The organism is Nostocoides sp., from assembly GCF_037045025.1.
GTDB lineage: Bacteria > Actinomycetota > Actinomycetes > Actinomycetales > Dermatophilaceae > Nostocoides_A.
Window position 1 is genome coordinate 240,813 of record NZ_JBAOHM010000011.1, and the last position, 17,162, is coordinate 257,974.

Genomic DNA, 17,162 nt, shown 5'->3' on the forward strand with positions numbered 1-17,162 from the left:
GGGTCTAGCAGAGGTTGCTCGCCTCCCACTAGGTTGCTGCCTATAGGGAGGCCGACCAACCTGCGCTGAGGCGGGGTTAGAGTCGCGGCATGCCCGAGGGTCACACGCTGCACCGGCTCGCGGGCGCGCTCGACCACGCGTTCGCCGGCACGACCCCGACCGTGACCAGCCCGCAGGGGCGCTTTGCCGACGGAGCCGCGCTGCTGACCGGCCGGCCGCTGGAGTCCGCCGAGGCCTACGGCAAACACCTCTTCGTCCGCTTCGCCGGTGACGCCGTGCTGAACGTCCACCTCGGCCTGATCGGCTCCTTCGACGTGCTTCCGTATGCCGATCCCGCCGGTCCGCCGGCGCCCGTCGGGGCCGTGCGCGTCCGGCTGGTCAACGACAGCGCGTATGCCGATCTGCGCGGCGCGACGACCGTGCAGCTGGTCACGCCCGCCGAGATGGCGGCCACCATCGCCCGCCTCGGCCCGGACCCGCTGCGCGCCGGCACCGCCGGCAACGAGCCGGAACGCTCGCTCGCCCGGCTGGCCCGCACCACCCGGCCGGTCGCCGAATGCCTCATGGACCAGACGATCATCGCCGGCGTCGGCAACCTCTACCGCTGCGAGGTGCTCTTCCGCCACCGCGTCGATCCCTTCGTCCCGGGCGCCAAGGTCAAGAAGCGGACCTGGTTGACCATCTGGGACGACCTGATCGAGCTGATGCGGCTCGGCGTCGCCTTCGGCCAGATCCTCACCCTGCAAGACCAGGTCATCGAAGCCAAAACGATTCTCGGGGAACGTGACCCGACGGCATACGACCCGGGCTGGGCGGGGCTGATGCCCGGCGAACGCGGCGACTTCGTGCGCGGGCGCACCGGCGGGCACTTTCCGCGGGACTTCGCCGTCTACCAACGCGACGGCCTGCCGTGTTTGGTGTGCGGGTCACGAATCCGCACGCGCGTCCTCGCCGGGCGTAACCTCTTTTGGTGCGGCCGCTGCCAGCGAAGACACTAGCCAATCCCACTGGAGGGAAATGTTCGAACGGTTCACCGACGCGGCCCGCCGCGTCGTCGCCCGGGCGCAGGAGAAGGCCCGAGAGCTCAAGAGTGCCGAGATCGGGTGCGAGCACCTGCTGCTCAGCGTTGTGGACGATGCCGGCATCGATGTCGCCCTCACCGCCACATCGTGGCCCAGCGAGACCATCCGGGACGCGGTTCTGGCCGAGATCGCGACCCGAAGCCCCGAGCGACGGCCGCCCTCGCCGCTCAATGTGCCGTTCACGCCCGTGGCCAAGCAGGCGCTGGAGAGCGCGCTGCGAGAATCGCTGCGCGAGGGCTCCGGCTCGATCACCGCGGCCCATCTGCTGCTCGGCGTGGTTTCCGCAGCCGACGACCCGGCTGCGGTGGCGCTGGCCCACCTCGGCGTGACCGCCGACCTGCTGCGCCCTCACCTGCTGTCCGCCGACCAGCCGCGGCGCGGGGCCACGTCGCCACCCGCCCGCCAGCCTGGACCCGCTCTCGGTCCGTGGGTGGCCGAGGTGACCAGGCGGGCGCACGGCTGGGCCGAGGCGCTCGGCGCGGGCGAAGTGCGCGCCGAGCACGTGCTGCTCGCCGTGCTCAACGAGCGCGACAGCGCCGCGCTGGCAGCTTTGCGTGACAGCGGCGCCGACCTGGCCGCCCTGCGCGATGCTCTCCTCGACCTCGGCTCCGAGTGACCGCAAACTCGATCAAGCCATTCCTCGTCGGCCTCGGTAGCGTCGCAGCATGCGCTATGGATTCGTCGTCCCGTACGCCAGCGAACCCGAGTTCGCCGAACTCGCCGCCCTCGGTGAGCAACACGGCTGGGACATGGTGTTCACCTGGGAGGGCGTCTATCGCTGCGACGCATGGGCCACGCTCGCAGCAGCGGCGATGCGGACCGAGCGGGTCCGCCTCGGCACCCTGATCACTCCGGCCGCACGCTACAAACCGTGGGACTTGACTCAGCGGGTCGCCTCGGTCGATCGGCTCTCGGGCGGTCGCGTCACCCTCGGCGTCGGCCTCGGCGCTCTCAATCAAAACTGGCTCGCCCTCGAGCCCGACGAGCCACGCAAACAGCGCGCCGAGAAGCTCGACGAGTGCCTCGACATCTATGTCGGTCTCCTTGCCGGACAACCTTTTTCGTATGCTGGGCAGCACTGGTCCGCGCAGCCAGTCACCGAGCTTCTCCCCCCGCCGCCGGTTCAGCGTCCGCACCCGCCCGTCTGGTGCGTCGGTGCCCTGGTTCCGGGACGCAAGCGGCAACCCTCGCTGGAGCGGGCTGCCCGGTGGCAGGGCGTCTTCCCCGCGGTCGCCGCCGGCCAAGAAGGCTTCTCCGGCCTGACAATTGAGGCTTTTGGTGAGATCGTCGAGCGACTCCGGGCTTTGCGCCGTGCGGTCGGATTGCCTTGGGAGAGTTACGACGTCGTCGTCGAAGGGGACAGCTTCGGCGACTTCGGCGATATCCATGGCCCGACGCAGCCCTGGGCCGAGGCGGGCGCCACCTGGTGGGTCGAGTCCTGGTGGGACGTCGAGGAAGGCCCTGCGGGTCTGGCGGAGATCCAGCGACGCGTGGTCTCGGGGCCGCCGATTTGACCGGCGCTCATACTCATCGAAGCCGGCCCCGGGGGCCAGGGTGCGGCACGCGGCAGACCAGCTGTCGGTGAGCCTCGGCACGCCGACCCCGGTGCCACACGAATCGGGGTTGTTCCGGATCCTGGACGGTAATCAGATCCGGGTCGTGTCAGGGAGGAAGCCACGTGCGCGCGCCGGCATGCGCGGGTAGTCTCGGGCTCATGGTTCAAGCAGGGGTGACCACTTCATCAACCGCGCCCGCGTTCGAGGATTCCGCGACCACGTCGCCGATCGCCGCTCGCACCGAGGGCCTGACCAAGATCTACGGCAAGGGCGATGCCCAAGTCGTCGCGCTCGGCGGCGTCAGCGTCGCCCTCAACGCTCACGAGTTCACGGCGGTCATGGGGCCGTCGGGCTCGGGCAAATCCACGCTCATGCACTGCGCGGCCGGCCTCGATGAGGCCACGTCCGGGCGGGTCTTCATCGGTGACGTCGAGTTGACGTCCCTGAACGAGAAGGACCTGACCCGGCTGCGTCGCGACCGCATCGGGTTCATCTTCCAGGCCTTCAACCTGATCCCGACGTTGACGGCCAAGGAGAACATCCTGTTGCCGCTCTCGATCGCCGGGCGCGAGCCCGACCCCGCCTGGTTCGACCAGGTGATCACGACCGTCGGGCTCAGCGAGCGGCTCGGCCACCGGCCCACCGAGCTTTCCGGCGGCCAGCAGCAACGGGTGGCGTGCGCCCGCGCCCTCGTCTCCCGGCCCGACATCATCTTCGCCGACGAGCCGACCGGCAACCTCGACAGCAAGTCCAGCCGGGAGGTGCTGGAGTTCCTGCGCCGCTCGGTGAGCGACTTTGGCCAGACGATCGTCATGGTCACCCATGACCCTGTCGCCGCGAGCTACACCGACCGTGTGCTCTTCCTCGCCGACGGGCTCGTCGTCGAGGAACTGCGCTCGCCGACCGCCGAGACGGTCCTCGAACGCATGGGCCACCTCGACGCGACGCCGGGAGTCTGAGGTCCGCCGATGCTACGCGCAAGCCTGAAATCATTGCTGGCGCGCAAGATGCGCCTGCTCATGAGCGCCGTCGCGGTGGTCCTCGGGGTCGCCTTCGTCGCCGGCTCGTTCATCTTCACCGACACCCTCGGCAAGTCGTTCGACTCGATCATGACCAACTCGGTCGGCGACGTCGTCGTGCGCTACAAGAGCGCGGGCGACATGGAGAATTTCGGCACCAGCACCGAGACTCTCCCCGGAAGCCTGGTCAAGCAACTCGCCAGCATCCCGGGCGCCGCCCGTGCCGACGGCAATGTCACCGACATCGGCACATTCGTGGTGTCCAAGAAGGGCAAGCTCATCGGGGGTCAAGGAGCACCCGGGATGGGCGTCAACTACACCGGTGGCCCGGCCGCCAACGGCAACGCCGGTTACGAGCTCGGCAGCGGCGAATGGCCCAAGCAGGACAACGAGATCGTCCTCGACGAGCGAAGCGCCAAGACCGGCGGCTACGTCATCGGCGACCCCGTCGATGTCGTGACCGCGGGCGCGCAGGCGCGCGTCGAACCCAAGCCCAAACTCGTCGGCCTCCTCGAGCCCGGCGGCTCGCTCGTCGGCGCCAGCGTCGTGGTCTGGACCACCCATCAGGCCCAGGCCCTCTATCTGGGCGGCAAGGACGTCTACAACGACATCTGGGTCACCCGCGCCGACGGCACCTCCCAGGATGAGCTGCGGGCCGAGGCCGCCAAGCTGCTGCCCGCCGACGTCGAAGCGGTCGCCGGTGACACGGCCGCCGAGGAGGCGTCCTCGCAGATCCAAAAGAGCCTGAGCTTCATCACCAACTTCCTGCTGATCTTTGCCGCGGTCGCGCTGATCGTCGGCTCGTTCATCATCGTCAACACCTTCTCCATCCTGGTCGCCCAACGGATGAAGGAGCTGGCGCTCTTCCGCGCGATCGGGGCCTCCCGCAAGCAGGTGGGCCGCTCGGTTCTCGTCGAGGCGTTCGTGGTCGGCCTGATCGGCTCGACGCTCGGCTTGGCCGTCGGGGCCCTGCTCGCGATGGCGATCAGGGCGCTCTTCGGGATGGTCGGGCTCGACCTGTCCGGTGCCGGCCTCGTCTTCGCGCCGCGGACGATCCTGGCCTCCTACCTCGTCGGGATGGTGGTCACGCTGCTCGCGGCCTACCTGCCGGCGCGGCGCGCGGGCAAGGTCCCGCCGATTGCCGCGATGCGCGACGATGTGACGCTCACCGAGACCTCGATGCACCGCCGGGTCATCGTCGGGGCCGTCCTCGCTGCGCTGGGCGCGGTCGGCCTGGGCCTCGGCCTCTTCGCCGACGTCGCCAAACCGCTGTGGTGGATCGGCGCCGGCATCCTCGGCGTGCTCCTTGGGGTCGCCCTGACCTCCCCGCTGGTCGGCCGCCCGGCGATCCGCGGCCTCGGACTGATCTACCGGCGCCTCTTCGGCACCGTCGGGACGATGGCCGAGGAAAACGCGCTGCGCAACCCGCGGCGCACCGCCGCGACCGCGTCGGCGCTGATGATCGGCGTGACGTTGGTCTCGATGATGGCCGTCTTCGGGGCTTCGGCCAAGGCCAGCATCGCCGGCGAGCTCGAGGAGACGTTCAAGGCCGACTATCTCGTCTCGAACGCGATCGGGCAGGACTTCTCGCCGAGCGTCGGCGACCAGATCGCCAAGACGCCCGGGGTCGCCACCGTCTCCCGGGTGCGGTGGGGCAGCGGTAGCGTGGACGGCAAGGATGCCTGGCTCGCGGCGATCGACCCGGCCACCTACGGCCAGGTGCAAGTGACCGAGATGACCAGCGGATCCCTGGCCGACCTGCGCCGGGACACGCTGTTTCTCTCCACGGACGAGGCCAGCAAGCGTGGCCTGACGGTCGGGGAGAAGGCCACGGTCACCCTCGGCGGCAAGGACCGGCAGATGACCGTCGCCGGGATCTTCAAGGCCGGAGCCGGCACTCCGTCGAGCACCCTCGTCAGCCTCGACACGTGGACCGCCGCGGGTATGCCGGCCAAGGATGCTCAGGTCTTCGTCAACCGGGCCGACGGCGCCGACGCCACCGCGCTCACGGCGGCGATCGAGAAGCTCACCGCCGACCTGCCGACGGTCAGCCTCAAGGACATGCAGTCGTATGCCGATGAGCAGTCCGCGTCGATCAACCAGTTGCTCTACATGATCTATGCGCTGCTCGGGCTGGCCGTCGTCATCGCCATCCTCGGCATCATCAACACGCTCGCGCTGTCGGTGATCGAGCGGACCCGTGAGATCGGGTTGCTGCGGGCCGTGGGCTTAAGCCGTCCCCAGTTGCGCCGGATGCTGCGCCTGGAGTCGGTCGTCATCGCCATCCTCGGCGCGGCGCTCGGCGTGGGCCTCGGCCTGGTCTTCGGCGTCGCCATCCAGCGAGCCCTGGTCGACGAGGGCTTCACGACGCTGCGCATCCCGTGGCTGCAACTCGTGCTGTTCGTCGTGCTCGCCGGCATCGTCGGGGTCCTCGCTGCGCTGTGGCCGGGGCGCCGGGCCGCCAAGCTGCAGATCCTCGACGCGATCCACAGCGAATAGCCGCCCGCTCGGCCCGTCACCCCCGGCTTAGGTCGGGGGTGACGTGCGTGCGGTCCAGGGCACGTGCATAGCCGGCGCCCATCGCGAGCAGCGCCAGGCCGGCACCGATGAATGCCACCACGCGCACAATGCCGTCGAGGGCGGCGAGGTCGAACAGCAGCAGCTTCGCCACGGCAACCGCGGCCAGGACCAGGCCCATTCGCAGCGAGAGCGTCGCGTCCCTGTTGCGCCGCAGCCCGTGCATGAGCAGGTATGCCGCGGCCGCGGCCCACAGCAGCGTCGCCAGCCCGTGGCCGGTCACGAAGCCACCCGCGTGCGCGCCCAGCCGCTCGCCGATCAACGTCGCGGCCCCGACCACCACCGCGCTGGCGCCGATTACGACCAGCGGCCAAGAGAGCAGCAGCGTCCACGAGGTCGTGCCCGCAGACGCGGCCTGGGCGGGTCGCTGGACGGCGTCGAGGACGCCGGGCAGCAGGATGCCGAGCACCGCGACCAGCCCCGAGGCAACGACGTCGGTGACCTCGATTGAGGTCAACGCCAACGGCTGGCTGAGCAGCCTGGGGATCAGCGGCAGATAGTCAAGCAGCGCGAGCGCCGCAAGTGCCAGGGCGCTGACCGGCGCCCACCGATGCGTGGCTCCCCGCGCGGCGGGAGTGCGGGCACCCACCAACGCCAGCGCAGCCAGGCCGAGCAGGGTCGCCGGCCGCGAGTGCTCCGGTGCGCCGTTGATGGCGGCGAGCACGGCCAACCCGACCCCCAGCCCACCCGCCCACGGCGACAGCGCCAGCGCGGGCATCATCGGCGGCGTGGGACCGGCAAGCAGGGCTACCGCGAGGTGAACCGCGGCTGCCGCGGCGGCCACCACCCACAATCGCGCACCCGCGCCGTGAGCGGCGCTCAGCACCGGGACACAAGTGGCGAGGAGCACCGGGGTGAAGAGCGCGGTCCGGGCACGCAGCCGGGTTCCGATGAGCGCGGTGCCGAGTTCCACGGCGGCATACGCAACGGCCAAAACGAAGACGGGATGCCCGGGCTGCGCGTCCGAGGCGGCCACCAGCGCCGCCGCGGCCGGCAGGCTGCGCACCGCGTGCAGGGCGAGCCAGGCCCGGCCGATGTGGGCTGGATAGGCCGCCGCGGCCAGGACGACGAGGAAGCCGGCGCACAGCAGGTAGCGGCCGTCCGCGACGGCCGGCGCGAGCGGGGCGACACCGCCGACGGTGATCAGCGCGAGCAATTGCCGATCCCAGGCGCGGGCCAGCACCACCCCGCTGGCGGCGATCAGCCCCCCGATAACCAGCCCGGTGGCCGGGGGCAGCCAGCGATAGATCGCCGTGACCGCGACGACATCGAGATAGGCGGTGGCATAACCCGCGGCCGCGATCGCGACGGCCCCCGCGCGGCGGCTCGGGTCACGATGCAGCCGCATGGCGACGCCAACCAGGGTGGCGGCCAGCACGGCCGCGCCCCCCACGCGGGCGCCGGGGCCGAGCAGCCCGTGCTGGATCGCGAAGGCGAGCAACAACACCACGCCGATGAGCAGGACACCGGCTCCCGCGACGCCAAGCGCCCGGATGACCATGCCCTCGCGCTGCCACCACGGAGGTGGGAGCTGCGCCGCAGCGATCGAGCCGCCCGGCGTGGCGACGGCTGCCGTGCTCTGGGCGGGCGGGGGCGTCGACGGCGCCGGGGGAGTGCCGGGCCGCACATCCGGGGCGGCCGCCGCTGGCCTCTCCATAGCGGCGGCCGCCTCCGGCTGCGGTGGCACGACAACCCGCTCGGCGACCAGCTTCGTCCGTAGTGCCGCCAAGCCATTGCCCACGGCATACAGCCGGGTCATGGCCTCGGCGAACTCCTCCTCCAACAGACGAACATCGTCGAGATCGGTAGGTGCCATACCGCCATCGTCGATCGCCGGGAGCGGCCGTGTCCTGAGTGCCGCTACTCAACAATCAACGCGACGGGTCGATCAGGCGGATGCCACCCGGCGCCGCCTCGTCCGGCGTCGCCAGGTCGGGTAGCGCCGCTGCTGCCTCGGCCAGCGAGATCACGTCGCTGACCAGCGCATCGGGCTCCACCTCCCCGGCGACCACCGCCGCGAGCAGCTCCGAATAGTCGCCGGCCGCCATCCCGTGCGAACCGAGCACCTGCAACTCCCGAGAGACGACCAATTCAAGCGGAAGCTCACTCAGCGGCCGGTCGAGCAGGCCCACCTGGACGTGGCGCCCGCCGCGGCGCAGGGCGGCCAGGCTGGCGGTGGCCAACGTGGGCGATCCCAGCGCGTCGAGGCCGCAATCGGTGCCGTCCGGTGCAACCTGCCGGACGAGCGCGGCGATCTCCTGCGCCGTCGCGGCGGCACCGACCCCGATCGTGGTGGCGCCCAAGGAGGTTGCCCGGACCAACGCGGCCGCTGAGATGTCGACGACGACCGAGTGCGCTCCCAGGGCACGGGCGATCATCACGGCGGCGAGCCCGACGCCACCGGCGCCATACACGGCGACGGTCTCACCCGGCCGCAGTCGGGCAACGGCAGTCAGAGCCCGCCACGCGGTCGCGAACCGGCAGCCCAATGCCGCGGCGGCCGGGTCGGAGACGGCGTCGGGCAGCGGCACGAGATTGACCCGGGCGTGGGGGACGGCCACGAACTGGGCGAAGGATCCCGGGTCGGTGAAGCCCGGCTGGCGCTGGGTGCGGCAGATCTGGCCCGATCCGCGGCGGCACTCGGGGCAGGCGCCGCACGCGCACACGAAGGGGACGACGACGCGGCGGCCCACCAGGTCGGGGTCGGAAGGTGCAGCGCGGACGACACCGGCGTATTCGTGGCCGGGGATGCACGGCAGGACAACGTCGGCATCGTGTCCGGTCCAGGCGTGGAAGTCGCTGCGGCACAGTCCCGTCAGCGCCACCTCGATGACGGCGCCGTCGGGTTCCGGCGTCGGGTCGGGGATCTCGACCACCTGGAGGGCGCCGCCGAATGTGTCATAGCGCAGCGCGCGCATCGGTCACCTCCTCGCTGGCGGCCAGGGCCGCCGGCAGCGGCAGTGAATGGACGATGTCGAGTTCGCTCACCGCGCGGGTGAGCACGACATAGAGCCGCCGCAACCCGGTGCGCACGTCGGGTTCGGCGGCGACGATGTCGGCGGGCTCGACCACGACGACCCGGTCGAATTCGAGCCCCTTGGCGACCGAGGCCGGGATCACGTCGATGCGGTGGTCGACGTCGCCGTGATCGGCGCCGAGAACCCCGTGCTCAAGACCGGCGACGCTCAGCGCCGCCGAGATCGTGGTGACATCCGCGTCGCGGGCGATCACGCCGACCGAGCCCGGAGCCAGCGCGGAGGCCCGGACCGTGTCGATCACACCCGGAATGAGCGCGTCCGCGCGCGTGCGGTGCACATCGAGGCGCCCGGGATTGTGGCGCACCGACTGGGGTGGGCCGAGCCCGGGAGCGATCTGCGGGAGGAGGCGCGCGGCATACGAGATCACGGTGGCGGGGACGCGGAAGCCGCGGTCCAGGACCTCGATGTGACTGTCCGATTTTCCCAAGTGCCGCAACGAATCTTGCCATGACGCGGTTGCCCACGGCGTCGTGCCTTGGGCGATATCACCAAGGACCGTCGCCGCCCCCGTCGAGCAGCGGCGCCCGACCCCGCGCAGCTGCATCTGCGAGAGGTCTTGTGCCTCGTCAAGGATGACGTGCCCGAGGCTCGGCGTGCGCTCGAGCAGGTCGACGAGTTCGTCGAGGAGCACCAGGTCGGCGGCCGACCAGCGCGCGCTGCCAGGGGTGCGTGGAGGCTTCTCCCAGCGCAGCAGATCCTGCTCGGCCGGCTCGAGGATCCCGTCGGCGGCTGCGGCGAGAAGCCGCTCCCCGCTCAACAGGGCATGCAGCACCTTGGCTGGATCCAGGCTGGGCCACAACGCTTTTGAATATGCTCTGACCGCAGTGCTGCGGGCGACCGCGTCGTGAACGCGGTCGTCCGGCATCTCGCCGGCGCGCTCCATCTGCACCAGCACGGCATGGGCCAGCCGCTGTGGAAGCATCGCCTGCGCCGCGTGATATCTGGCGCCCCGATCGCGCAACTCGCCGACGATCTCCTCGACTTCGAATGCCGGAAGCCGCCATTTGCGCACCCCACGCGGCACGACGAGCGCCTGCGTGGGGCTCTGGACGCTGAGCCACACGGCGCGGTGCAGCACCGCGGCGAGCCGGGCGTCACCCTTGAGGCGGGCCCGTTCGGCCGTGTCGGTGCCGCGGGCCGGGCGGCTGGCAAAGAGGTCGGCCACCGTCGTGTGTGCCACCCGGACTTCGCCGAGTGCCGGGAGGACGGCGCCGATATGGTCGAGGAACGCCCGGTTGGGTCCGATCACCAAAACCCCTTGCCGGGCAAGGCGTTCCCGGTGGGCATAGAGGAGCCACGCGGCGCGGTGGAGCCCGACAGCGGTCTTGCCGGTGCCCGGTGCCCCCTGCACGCAGATCGTCGTCTCGGCGTCGGCGCGGACGATCGCGTCCTGCTCCGGCTGGATGGTCGCGACGATGTCTCTCATCGGGCCGACCCGGGGCCGCTCGATCTCGGTTGCCAGGATCGCACTCGCGCTCTCGTGCTCCTGCGCATCGAGCAGATGCTCGTCTTCGTATGCCGTCAGCTCGCCCCCGCTGACTCCAAACCGACGACGCATGACGACACCCATCGGATCGGTCCGGCTGGCTCGGTAGAACGCGGTGGACACCGCAGCCCGCCAGTCGATCACCAGGGGATCGCCGGATTCGTCGCTAACATGCCGGCGACCGATATGCCAGCTTTCCCCATCGCTCAGGTCGAGCCGGCCAAAAAACAACGTACTTCCCGGGTCGTTGCGCAGCGACTCGGCGCGGTAGTAGAGCGCCCGGGCGAGATAGGCGGCGGCGATCGGGTCGGCAGCGGTCGCATCCAGGTCCTCGGTGCGCTGGCGCATCCGGGCGAGCGCGGCCCGGGCTAGATCAAGATGAGCCCGTTCACGGTCGAGTTCGGTCGCGGGCATCGGGATACTCTGCCATACCCGGAACCTGGCGGTGGTGCCCCCGACTCTCTATCCTGCAAGTGCACGATGCCCCGGCCGTCGAAGCCACGTGGGGAGCCTTGCGCGGCAGCGGGACTCGGGTGTGCAGTGCGCGATCGACCATGGGAGGGAAGGCATGACAGTACGCATCAGCCCGCTGTTGGGGGCGGCAGCCGTCGCGTCGGCGGTCCTAGCCGGGGGCGCCGGAGCCACCGAGCGGAGCGCGCCGGCCAACGACAACTTCGCCAACGCCTACACGCTCACCGGCTACGAGTCGCAAGGCCGCGGGACGAATGTCGGGGCGACCGGCCAGCCCGGCGAGCCCGGCGGCCACGAGGTGCTGAACACGGTGTGGTGGAAATGGCGCTCGCCCGCCACTGGCCGGGCCACCTTCGACACGCACGGCTCCGCGCTCGACGACGCCTACCTGTGCGTCTACTACGGCGCCTCCCTCGCCACCTTGACTCAGCTCGGCTGCGACGACGACGATGGAATCGGGCTGGACTCGGCACTGCGGGCAGATGTCGTCAGGGGCCGCGTCTACTACATCCAGGTCGACGGCGCCTTCGCCAAGGTCGGCGGGCTCGTGGTCCGCGCGCGCTTCCCCCGGTGCAACGGCGTGACCGCCACCGTGGACTTGACGGTGGAGACGCAACACGCCTCCAACGCTGACGACATCATTGTCGGCACCGACGGCCCGGACAGGATCGACGGACTCGACGGCAATGACACGATCTGTGGTTTCGGCGGGGACGACCTGATCGGTGCCGGGCCGGGTGACGACTTCGTCGTGCCAGGCCCCGGCAATGACTCGGTCAATGGTGGCGTGGGCGTGGACACGCTGAGCTATCGCGATCTGCGCTCGGCCGGTTCTCGGGTGACCTTCGACCTGGCAGTCACCACACCCCAGAGCACCGTCTCGTCCGGCACTGACCGGGCCGTCGTCTTCGAGAACCTTCACGGCGGGGCGGGCAACGACGTGCTCAAGGGCAATGCCTCCGACAATGCCATCCTTGGCGGCGCGGGCGACGACGACCTCGCCGGTGCCGGCGGGAACGACACCCTCGACGGTGGTGGCGGTGTGGACCGGTGCACGGGGGGACCCGGCAGCGACACCTGGACCGCCTGCGAGACGGTGATCGGATTCCCCTGATGGGCACGGGAGTTCAGGTTTGACGGGCTGCGGTGCTGTCCTTAGAACGGGGGACATGCGCCCCGGCTGACATTGCCACCATTCTGGGTGGGTCGGAGTCGACCAAGGAGAGGAAACAGGATGAAGACTCGACGGATCAGTTCGGTTCTTGGGGTGGCGTTGGCGGCGAGCGCGTTGGTCGCCGGAACGGCCGGAGCGGGGGCCGCCGAGCGGCGCATGCCAGGCAATGACAATTTCGAGAACGCCTACCGGCTGACCGGCTACGAGGCCTCCAGCAGCAGCACCACCGTGGGCGCGACCGGACAGCCGGGCGAGCCCGGAGGCAGCGGCACGATGAACACCGTCTGGTGGAAGTGGGTGCCGCCGATCAGCGGACCGGCCAGCTTCGACACCTACGGCTCGGCGCTCAACGATGCCTATCTGTGCATCTTCCGCGGCTCGTCGCTGGGGTCGTTGACCAACCTCGGCTGCGACGACGACGGCGGCATGGGCCTGTCCTCGGCGCTGCGCGTCTACGTGACCAAGGGCACCACCTACTACCTGCAGGTCGACGGCTGGGGCAGCAACGTCGGCGGCGTCATCGCCCGCGCCCGGTTCGCGCGCTGCAACAACATTCCGGCCACGGTGGACATGACGATCGACGGCGAATACCCGACCAGCGGCAACGACATCATCGCCGCCACCGAGGGCAACGACGTCATCGACGGCCTGGGCGGCAACGACGCAATCTGCGGGCTGGGCGGCGACGACCAGATCGGTGGCGGCCCGGGCAACGACTACATCGACCCCGGCACCGGCGACGACTGGATGAACGGCGGGTCGGGCACCGACACGGTGAGCTACCGCTGGCTCGGCGCGACCAAACCGGTCCAGTTCGACCTGTCCAAGAGCGGGGCGCAGTACACCGGGTCGTCCGGCTACGACCGGGCGGCATACATCGAGAACCTCGAGGGTGGCTCCGGCAACGACACCCTCAAGGGCAACGCGGCCGCCAATGCCCTGATCGGCGGTGGCGGCAACGACACGCTGTCCGGTCTGGGCGGCAACGACCGGCTCGACGGCAAGGGCGGAACCGACCGCTGCGACGGTGGCCCGGGCCTGGACAGCTGGGCGAGCTGTGAGATCCGGATCGGTTTCCCCTGATCAACGCGGGATCGCCTGAATGACGACGGCGGGGAGGTGCTCGGGAGAGCACCGCCCCGCCACCGCGCTGGTTAGCGGCTAGTTGTCCGGGCGCGCCGCCAGCGTGACCGAGATCTCCTGGCGTTGCCCGTCCCGGATGACGGTCAGCGTCACCGTGCCGCCGACCGTCTGCTCCCGGATGTGCCCGATCAGCGAGATGGCGGACTCGACGGGTTCGCCATCGACGGCGACGACCACATCGCCGTCACGCATCCCGGCCTGCTGTGCGGGGGTGTCGGGCTCCACCCGGCTGACCTGCGCGCCGGCCAGGGTAGCGCTCCCGTCCTTGGCCTCGCCGTCGTCGAGGTTGACGCCGAGGTAGGCATGGGTGGCCTTGCCGGTCTTGATCAGCTGGTCGGCGATCGCGCGGGCCTCGTTGACCGGGATGGCGAAGCCGATCCCGATATTGCCGCCCGAGCTACCGGTGCTCGCGATCGAGGAGTTGATGCCGATCAGCCGGCCGGCGCCATCGACGAGGGCGCCGCCGGAGTTCCCGGGGTTGATCGCCGCGGATGTCTGGATCGCGTTGGTGACGACCTGCGTTGCCGATGTCTGACCGAAGTTCCCGGACTGCTCCTGGGTTTCCACGGGCCGGTTCAGGGCGCTGACGATCCCGGTTGTCACCGTGCTTGCCAGGCCGAGCGGGTTGCCGACCGCCATGACCGGGTCGCCGACCTTTAGGGCGTCGGAATCACCGAAGGCGATGGGCTTGAGGCCGCTCGGGGGATCGGTGAGCGTGATCACCGCGAGATCGGTGGCCGCATCGGTCCCCGCGACCGTCGCAGCCAGAATCCGCCCGTCGGAGAGCGTGACCTCGATCGAACCCTCGTCAGCGCCGTCGACCACGTGATTGTTGGTCAGAATGTGGCCGGCGGAGTCGATGACCACCCCGGAGCCTTGTGCGGTGCCACCTTGGACTTGGAGTTTGATCGCCACGACGCTCGGGGTGGCCGCGGCAGCGGTCGCCGTCCAGTTCGGTGCATTGGGAGCGACTTGGCTGATCGTCGACGCGCCGGTCGTGGGCGAGTTGGGCGAGGCGGACGACGACGTGACCGGAGGGGTAGCGGTCGCGTCGTCGTCCGCCTGCATAACGGCATACGTCCCGCCGGAGGCCAAAGCCGCGGTGAGCGCTGCCAGGGCGACCATCCCCGGCCACTGTCGACGCGGACGCTGCGGGCTCATGGGAGGGGTTGCCTGCGGCGCCGCCGGTGACGGGGTGGTCCACGCGGTCGAAGGGGGCTCGCCGGCGGGAGGGCGAGAGGCCGAGGTGCGATCGCCGAACCACAGAGGACTGGTCGGCGGGGTCGTTCCAGGTTCCGGCTGCTCGTGGTGGGCCTGGGAGGGGATGCCCACGCTGGTGCCGTTCTCGCTCATCCGGGGTGTGCTCCTTCTGCGTGTTCCTGACCACTTAACCCGCCCAAGCTCAAGGACTGCTGGGGCCGGCCTGAGAGTTGGCTGTGGGAAGTTGGACCACAAAGGTGGCGCCACCGCCCGCTGTCTCGGCGATGCCGACCCGGCCGTGGTGCCGCGCGGCGATCGCGGCAACGATCGCCAACCCGAGCCCCGTGCCGCCGCTGGCCCGCGAGCGCGCCTTGTCGGCGCGGAAGAAGCGCTCGAAGACCCGGCGGGCCGTCGCCTCGTCGATCCCGGCGCCATGGTCGCGGACCTCGATGACAGCGAGGGCGCCGTCCTCGGCGGTCCCGACCGCCACCTCGATCGGGGTCCCCGAGGGCGTATGCCGGATGGCATTGGTCAACAGATTGCCGAGCATCTGGTGCAGCGCCTGCTCGTCGCCATCCACCATGACCGGAGCGAGTGCGCGGTCCTTGCCCTGCAAGGAGATCCGCCGCTCCGGGTCGCGGACTCGGGCGTTTTGCACCTGCTCGGCGGCAACCACGGTGACGTCGAGCAGGCCCTTTTCCAGCGGGCGCTCCTCATCCAGGCGGGCGAGCAGCAGCAGATCGTCGACGAGATGGGACATGCGCGCAGCCTGGGTCTCGATCCGGTTCATCGTCTCGGGGATACCGCTCGGGGGCACCGCGCCTTGGCGGTAGAGCTCGGCATACCCGCGGACGGTGGCAAGCGGCGTGCGCAACTCGTGCGAGGCGTCGGCGACGAACTGGCGCATGCGTTCCTCGGAGGCCTCGCGGACCTGGAAGGACTTCTCCACCTGAGAGAGCATCGTGTTCAGGGACGCGGAGAGGGAGGCAACCTCTTCGGGCATCGCTCGCTCCGGGACGCGCTCGCTGAGGTTCCCGGTGGCGATGGCCGCGGCGGTCTGCTCGATCCGGGTCAGCGGCCGGAAGGCGCGGCTGGTCGCAAACCAGCCGATTACGGCGCACGCCAGGCTCATGCCTAGCCCGAGAAAGGCGATGAACTGGAGCAGGTAGGTGACCGTGTGTCGCAGGTCGGTTAGCGGCTTTGCCACGATCAACGTCGCGCTGCCGTCGCGAGTCAGGCGCGCCACCGCGCGCCATTTGACATCGCCCTGCTTCGACTCGAGCGTGAACGGCTTGCGGGATAGGACCCGTGGGTCCTTTGCGGGCAAAGTTGTGGGTGCGGGCAGGTCGGGCGCGTCGTTGGCCTGCCGGGTCCGAAGGTGCATGCCGGAGGTGGCGTCGTAGAAGCTGACGGCATACTCATTGATGCTGGGCCCGCCGTCGCCGGCGCCCAGCCAGTCTTGCAAGGCCCGGTTGGCAACAAAAGTGCCATTGCGTCGCAGCGTGTCATCGACCCGCTGGGTCAGGTCCCGGTTCATCAGATAGGCCGTGGCCGCTGCCGTGAGGCTGAGCGCCAGGATGAGCAGGACGAGCATGATGGCGATCAACCGGGCGCGCAGCGGCAGCCGCTGCAGGTGCTCCATCGCGGAGCGGGGTGACGGCGCCGTCACGCGGGTGGTTTGCGCAGCACGTAGCCCACACCCCGCTTGGTGTGGATCAGCGGCGGTCGGCCCTCGGTGTCGATCTTGCGGCGCAGGTAGGAGATATACGACTCGACGATCCCCGACTCGCCGCGGAAGTCGTAGTCCCAGACATGGTCGAGGATCTGCGACTTCGACAGCACCCGGTTGGGGTTGAGCATGAGATAACGCAACAACTTGAACTCGGTCGGCGAGGTGTCGATCGACTGCCCCCCGCGGCGGACATCGTGAGTGTCCTCGTCGAGTTCCAGGTCCTCGAAGCGCAAAATGGCCCCCTCGTCGAGTTCACCCTTGGTGCGGCGCAGAACGGCCCGGATGCGGGCGATGACTTCCTCGAGGCTGAACGGTTTGGTGACATAGTCGTCCCCGCCGACCGTCAACCCCTTGATCTTGTCGTCGACCGAGTCGCGGGCGGTGACGAACACGATCGGTGCCCGTCGGCCGCTGTCGCGCAACTTGCGGGTGACGGTGAAACCGTCCATATCGGGCAGCATCACATCGAGGACGACGAGGTCGGGATCGTGCTCGGTGGCCGCCTTGATCGCGGCGCTGCCGTCGCCCGCCGTGACGACCTCGAAGCCCGCGAACTGCAAGGAGGTCGCGAGCAACTCCCGGATGTTGGGCTCGTCCTCAACGATCAACAGCCGGGCCTCGGGGTCGGCGGCGCTCATGGGCTGAGAGTGCGCGCCCAACCTGGGAGTTGCCTGGGAGGGAACT

The 17,162-nt window shown here is 70.0% G+C and carries 13 protein-coding genes; 7 read left to right on the forward strand and 6 right to left on the reverse strand.

Features of this window, described 5'->3' with window-relative positions:
• The first annotated feature begins 89 nt into the window (after positions 1 to 89).
• The 5 genes from V9G19_RS12245 (at position 90) to V9G19_RS12265 (ending at position 6,156) form a co-directional block, all read left to right on the forward strand.
• Positions 90 to 998, forward strand: a complete 909-nt coding sequence (locus tag V9G19_RS12245) for an Fpg/Nei family DNA glycosylase (protein ID WP_462285694.1) — start codon at positions 90 to 92, stop codon at positions 996 to 998.
• Between the two features lie 19 nt (positions 999 to 1,017).
• Positions 1,018 to 1,698 (forward strand): Clp protease N-terminal domain-containing protein, encoded by a 681-nt coding sequence (locus V9G19_RS12250; RefSeq protein WP_462285695.1) that lies wholly within the window; start codon positions 1,018 to 1,020, stop codon positions 1,696 to 1,698.
• Positions 1,699 to 1,747: 49 nt separating this feature from the next.
• Positions 1,748 to 2,596, forward strand: a complete 849-nt coding sequence (locus V9G19_RS12255) for an LLM class flavin-dependent oxidoreductase (protein ID WP_462285696.1) — start codon at positions 1,748 to 1,750, stop codon at positions 2,594 to 2,596.
• A 200-nt stretch (positions 2,597 to 2,796) separates the two neighbouring features.
• Positions 2,797 to 3,597, forward strand: coding sequence for an ABC transporter ATP-binding protein (locus V9G19_RS12260; RefSeq protein WP_462285697.1), 801 nt, complete (start codon positions 2,797 to 2,799; stop codon positions 3,595 to 3,597).
• A gap of 60 nt (positions 3,598 to 3,657) precedes the next feature.
• On the forward strand, positions 3,658 to 6,156 hold the full coding sequence (locus tag V9G19_RS12265; protein WP_462285698.1) for an ABC transporter permease: 2,499 nt from the start codon (positions 3,658 to 3,660) through the stop codon (positions 6,154 to 6,156).
• Positions 6,157 to 6,172: 16 nt separating this feature from the next.
• Here V9G19_RS12265 and V9G19_RS12270 read toward each other — a convergent pair whose 3' ends face one another.
• The 3 genes from V9G19_RS12270 to V9G19_RS12280 are packed head-to-tail and all read right to left on the reverse strand — an operon-like array spanning position 6,173 to position 11,172.
• Positions 6,173 to 8,050, reverse strand: a complete 1,878-nt coding sequence (locus V9G19_RS12270; RefSeq protein WP_462285699.1) for a DUF2339 domain-containing protein — start codon at positions 8,048 to 8,050, stop codon at positions 6,173 to 6,175.
• Between the two features lie 55 nt (positions 8,051 to 8,105).
• The gene (locus V9G19_RS12275; RefSeq protein WP_462285700.1) at positions 8,106 to 9,152 is read right to left on the reverse strand and encodes an alcohol dehydrogenase catalytic domain-containing protein; all 1,047 of its coding nucleotides are present in this window, start codon (positions 9,150 to 9,152) and stop codon (positions 8,106 to 8,108) included.
• On the reverse strand, positions 9,133 to 11,172 hold the full coding sequence (locus V9G19_RS12280) for a HelD family protein (protein WP_462285701.1): 2,040 nt from the start codon (positions 11,170 to 11,172) through the stop codon (positions 9,133 to 9,135). Before V9G19_RS12280 ends, V9G19_RS12275 begins: the two co-directional genes overlap by 20 nt.
• Positions 11,173 to 11,326: 154 nt before the next feature.
• Here V9G19_RS12280 and V9G19_RS12285 point away from each other — a divergent pair, with 154 nt between their 5' ends.
• Together V9G19_RS12285 and V9G19_RS12290 are read left to right on the forward strand one after the other, a co-directional pair.
• Positions 11,327 to 12,343 carry a calcium-binding protein gene (locus V9G19_RS12285; protein ID WP_462285702.1) on the forward strand — a complete coding sequence of 339 codons (1,017 nt, stop codon included), beginning with the start codon at positions 11,327 to 11,329 and terminating at the stop codon, positions 12,341 to 12,343.
• A 120-nt stretch (positions 12,344 to 12,463) separates the two neighbouring features.
• Entirely contained in the window at positions 12,464 to 13,486 is a 1,023-nt protein-coding gene (locus V9G19_RS12290) for a calcium-binding protein (protein WP_462285703.1), read from the forward strand.
• A 78-nt stretch (positions 13,487 to 13,564) separates the two neighbouring features.
• Here the strand turns inward: V9G19_RS12290 and V9G19_RS12295 are convergent, their stop codons facing one another.
• The 3 genes from V9G19_RS12295 to V9G19_RS12305 all read right to left on the reverse strand — a co-directional run bounded on the left by V9G19_RS12295 (position 13,565) and on the right by V9G19_RS12305 (position 17,116).
• Positions 13,565 to 14,671 carry a S1C family serine protease gene (locus V9G19_RS12295; RefSeq protein ID WP_462285704.1) on the reverse strand — a complete coding sequence of 369 codons (1,107 nt, stop codon included), beginning with the start codon at positions 14,669 to 14,671 and terminating at the stop codon, positions 13,565 to 13,567.
• Between the two features lie 277 nt (positions 14,672 to 14,948).
• Positions 14,949 to 16,415 carry a sensor histidine kinase gene (locus V9G19_RS12300; RefSeq protein ID WP_462285705.1) on the reverse strand — a complete coding sequence of 489 codons (1,467 nt, stop codon included), beginning with the start codon at positions 16,413 to 16,415 and terminating at the stop codon, positions 14,949 to 14,951.
• Positions 16,412 to 17,116 (reverse strand): response regulator transcription factor, encoded by a 705-nt coding sequence (locus V9G19_RS12305; RefSeq protein ID WP_462285706.1) that lies wholly within the window; start codon positions 17,114 to 17,116, stop codon positions 16,412 to 16,414. Before V9G19_RS12305 ends, V9G19_RS12300 begins: the two co-directional genes overlap by 4 nt.
• Positions 17,117 to 17,162 lie beyond the last annotated feature (46 nt).

Bases quoted from the DNA above. Each gene is read 5' to 3' on its own strand.
- V9G19_RS12245 (WP_462285694.1), top strand. From the start codon at position 90: ATGCCCGAGGGTCACACGCTGCACCGGCTCGCGGGCGCGCTCGACCAC.
- V9G19_RS12250 (WP_462285695.1), top strand. From the start codon at position 1,018: ATGTTCGAACGGTTCACCGACGCGGCCCGCCGCGTCGTCGCCCGGGCG.
- V9G19_RS12255 (WP_462285696.1), top strand. From the start codon at position 1,748: ATGCGCTATGGATTCGTCGTCCCGTACGCCAGCGAACCCGAGTTCGCC.
- V9G19_RS12260 (WP_462285697.1), top strand. From the start codon at position 2,797: ATGGTTCAAGCAGGGGTGACCACTTCATCAACCGCGCCCGCGTTCGAG.
- V9G19_RS12265 (WP_462285698.1), top strand. From the start codon at position 3,658: ATGAGCGCCGTCGCGGTGGTCCTCGGGGTCGCCTTCGTCGCCGGCTCG.
- V9G19_RS12270 (WP_462285699.1), bottom strand. From the start codon at position 8,050: ATGGCACCTACCGATCTCGACGATGTTCGTCTGTTGGAGGAGGAGTTC.
- V9G19_RS12275 (WP_462285700.1), bottom strand. From the start codon at position 9,152: ATGCGCGCGCTGCGCTATGACACATTCGGCGGCGCCCTCCAGGTGGTC.
- V9G19_RS12280 (WP_462285701.1), bottom strand. From the start codon at position 11,172: ATGCCCGCGACCGAACTCGACCGTGAACGGGCTCATCTTGATCTAGCC.
- V9G19_RS12285 (WP_462285702.1), top strand. From the start codon at position 11,327: ATGACAGTACGCATCAGCCCGCTGTTGGGGGCGGCAGCCGTCGCGTCG.
- V9G19_RS12290 (WP_462285703.1), top strand. From the start codon at position 12,464: ATGAAGACTCGACGGATCAGTTCGGTTCTTGGGGTGGCGTTGGCGGCG.
- V9G19_RS12295 (WP_462285704.1), bottom strand. From the start codon at position 14,671: ATGGTCGCCCTGGCAGCGCTCACCGCGGCTTTGGCCTCCGGCGGGACG.
- V9G19_RS12305 (WP_462285706.1), bottom strand. From the start codon at position 17,116: ATGAGCGCCGCCGACCCCGAGGCCCGGCTGTTGATCGTTGAGGACGAG.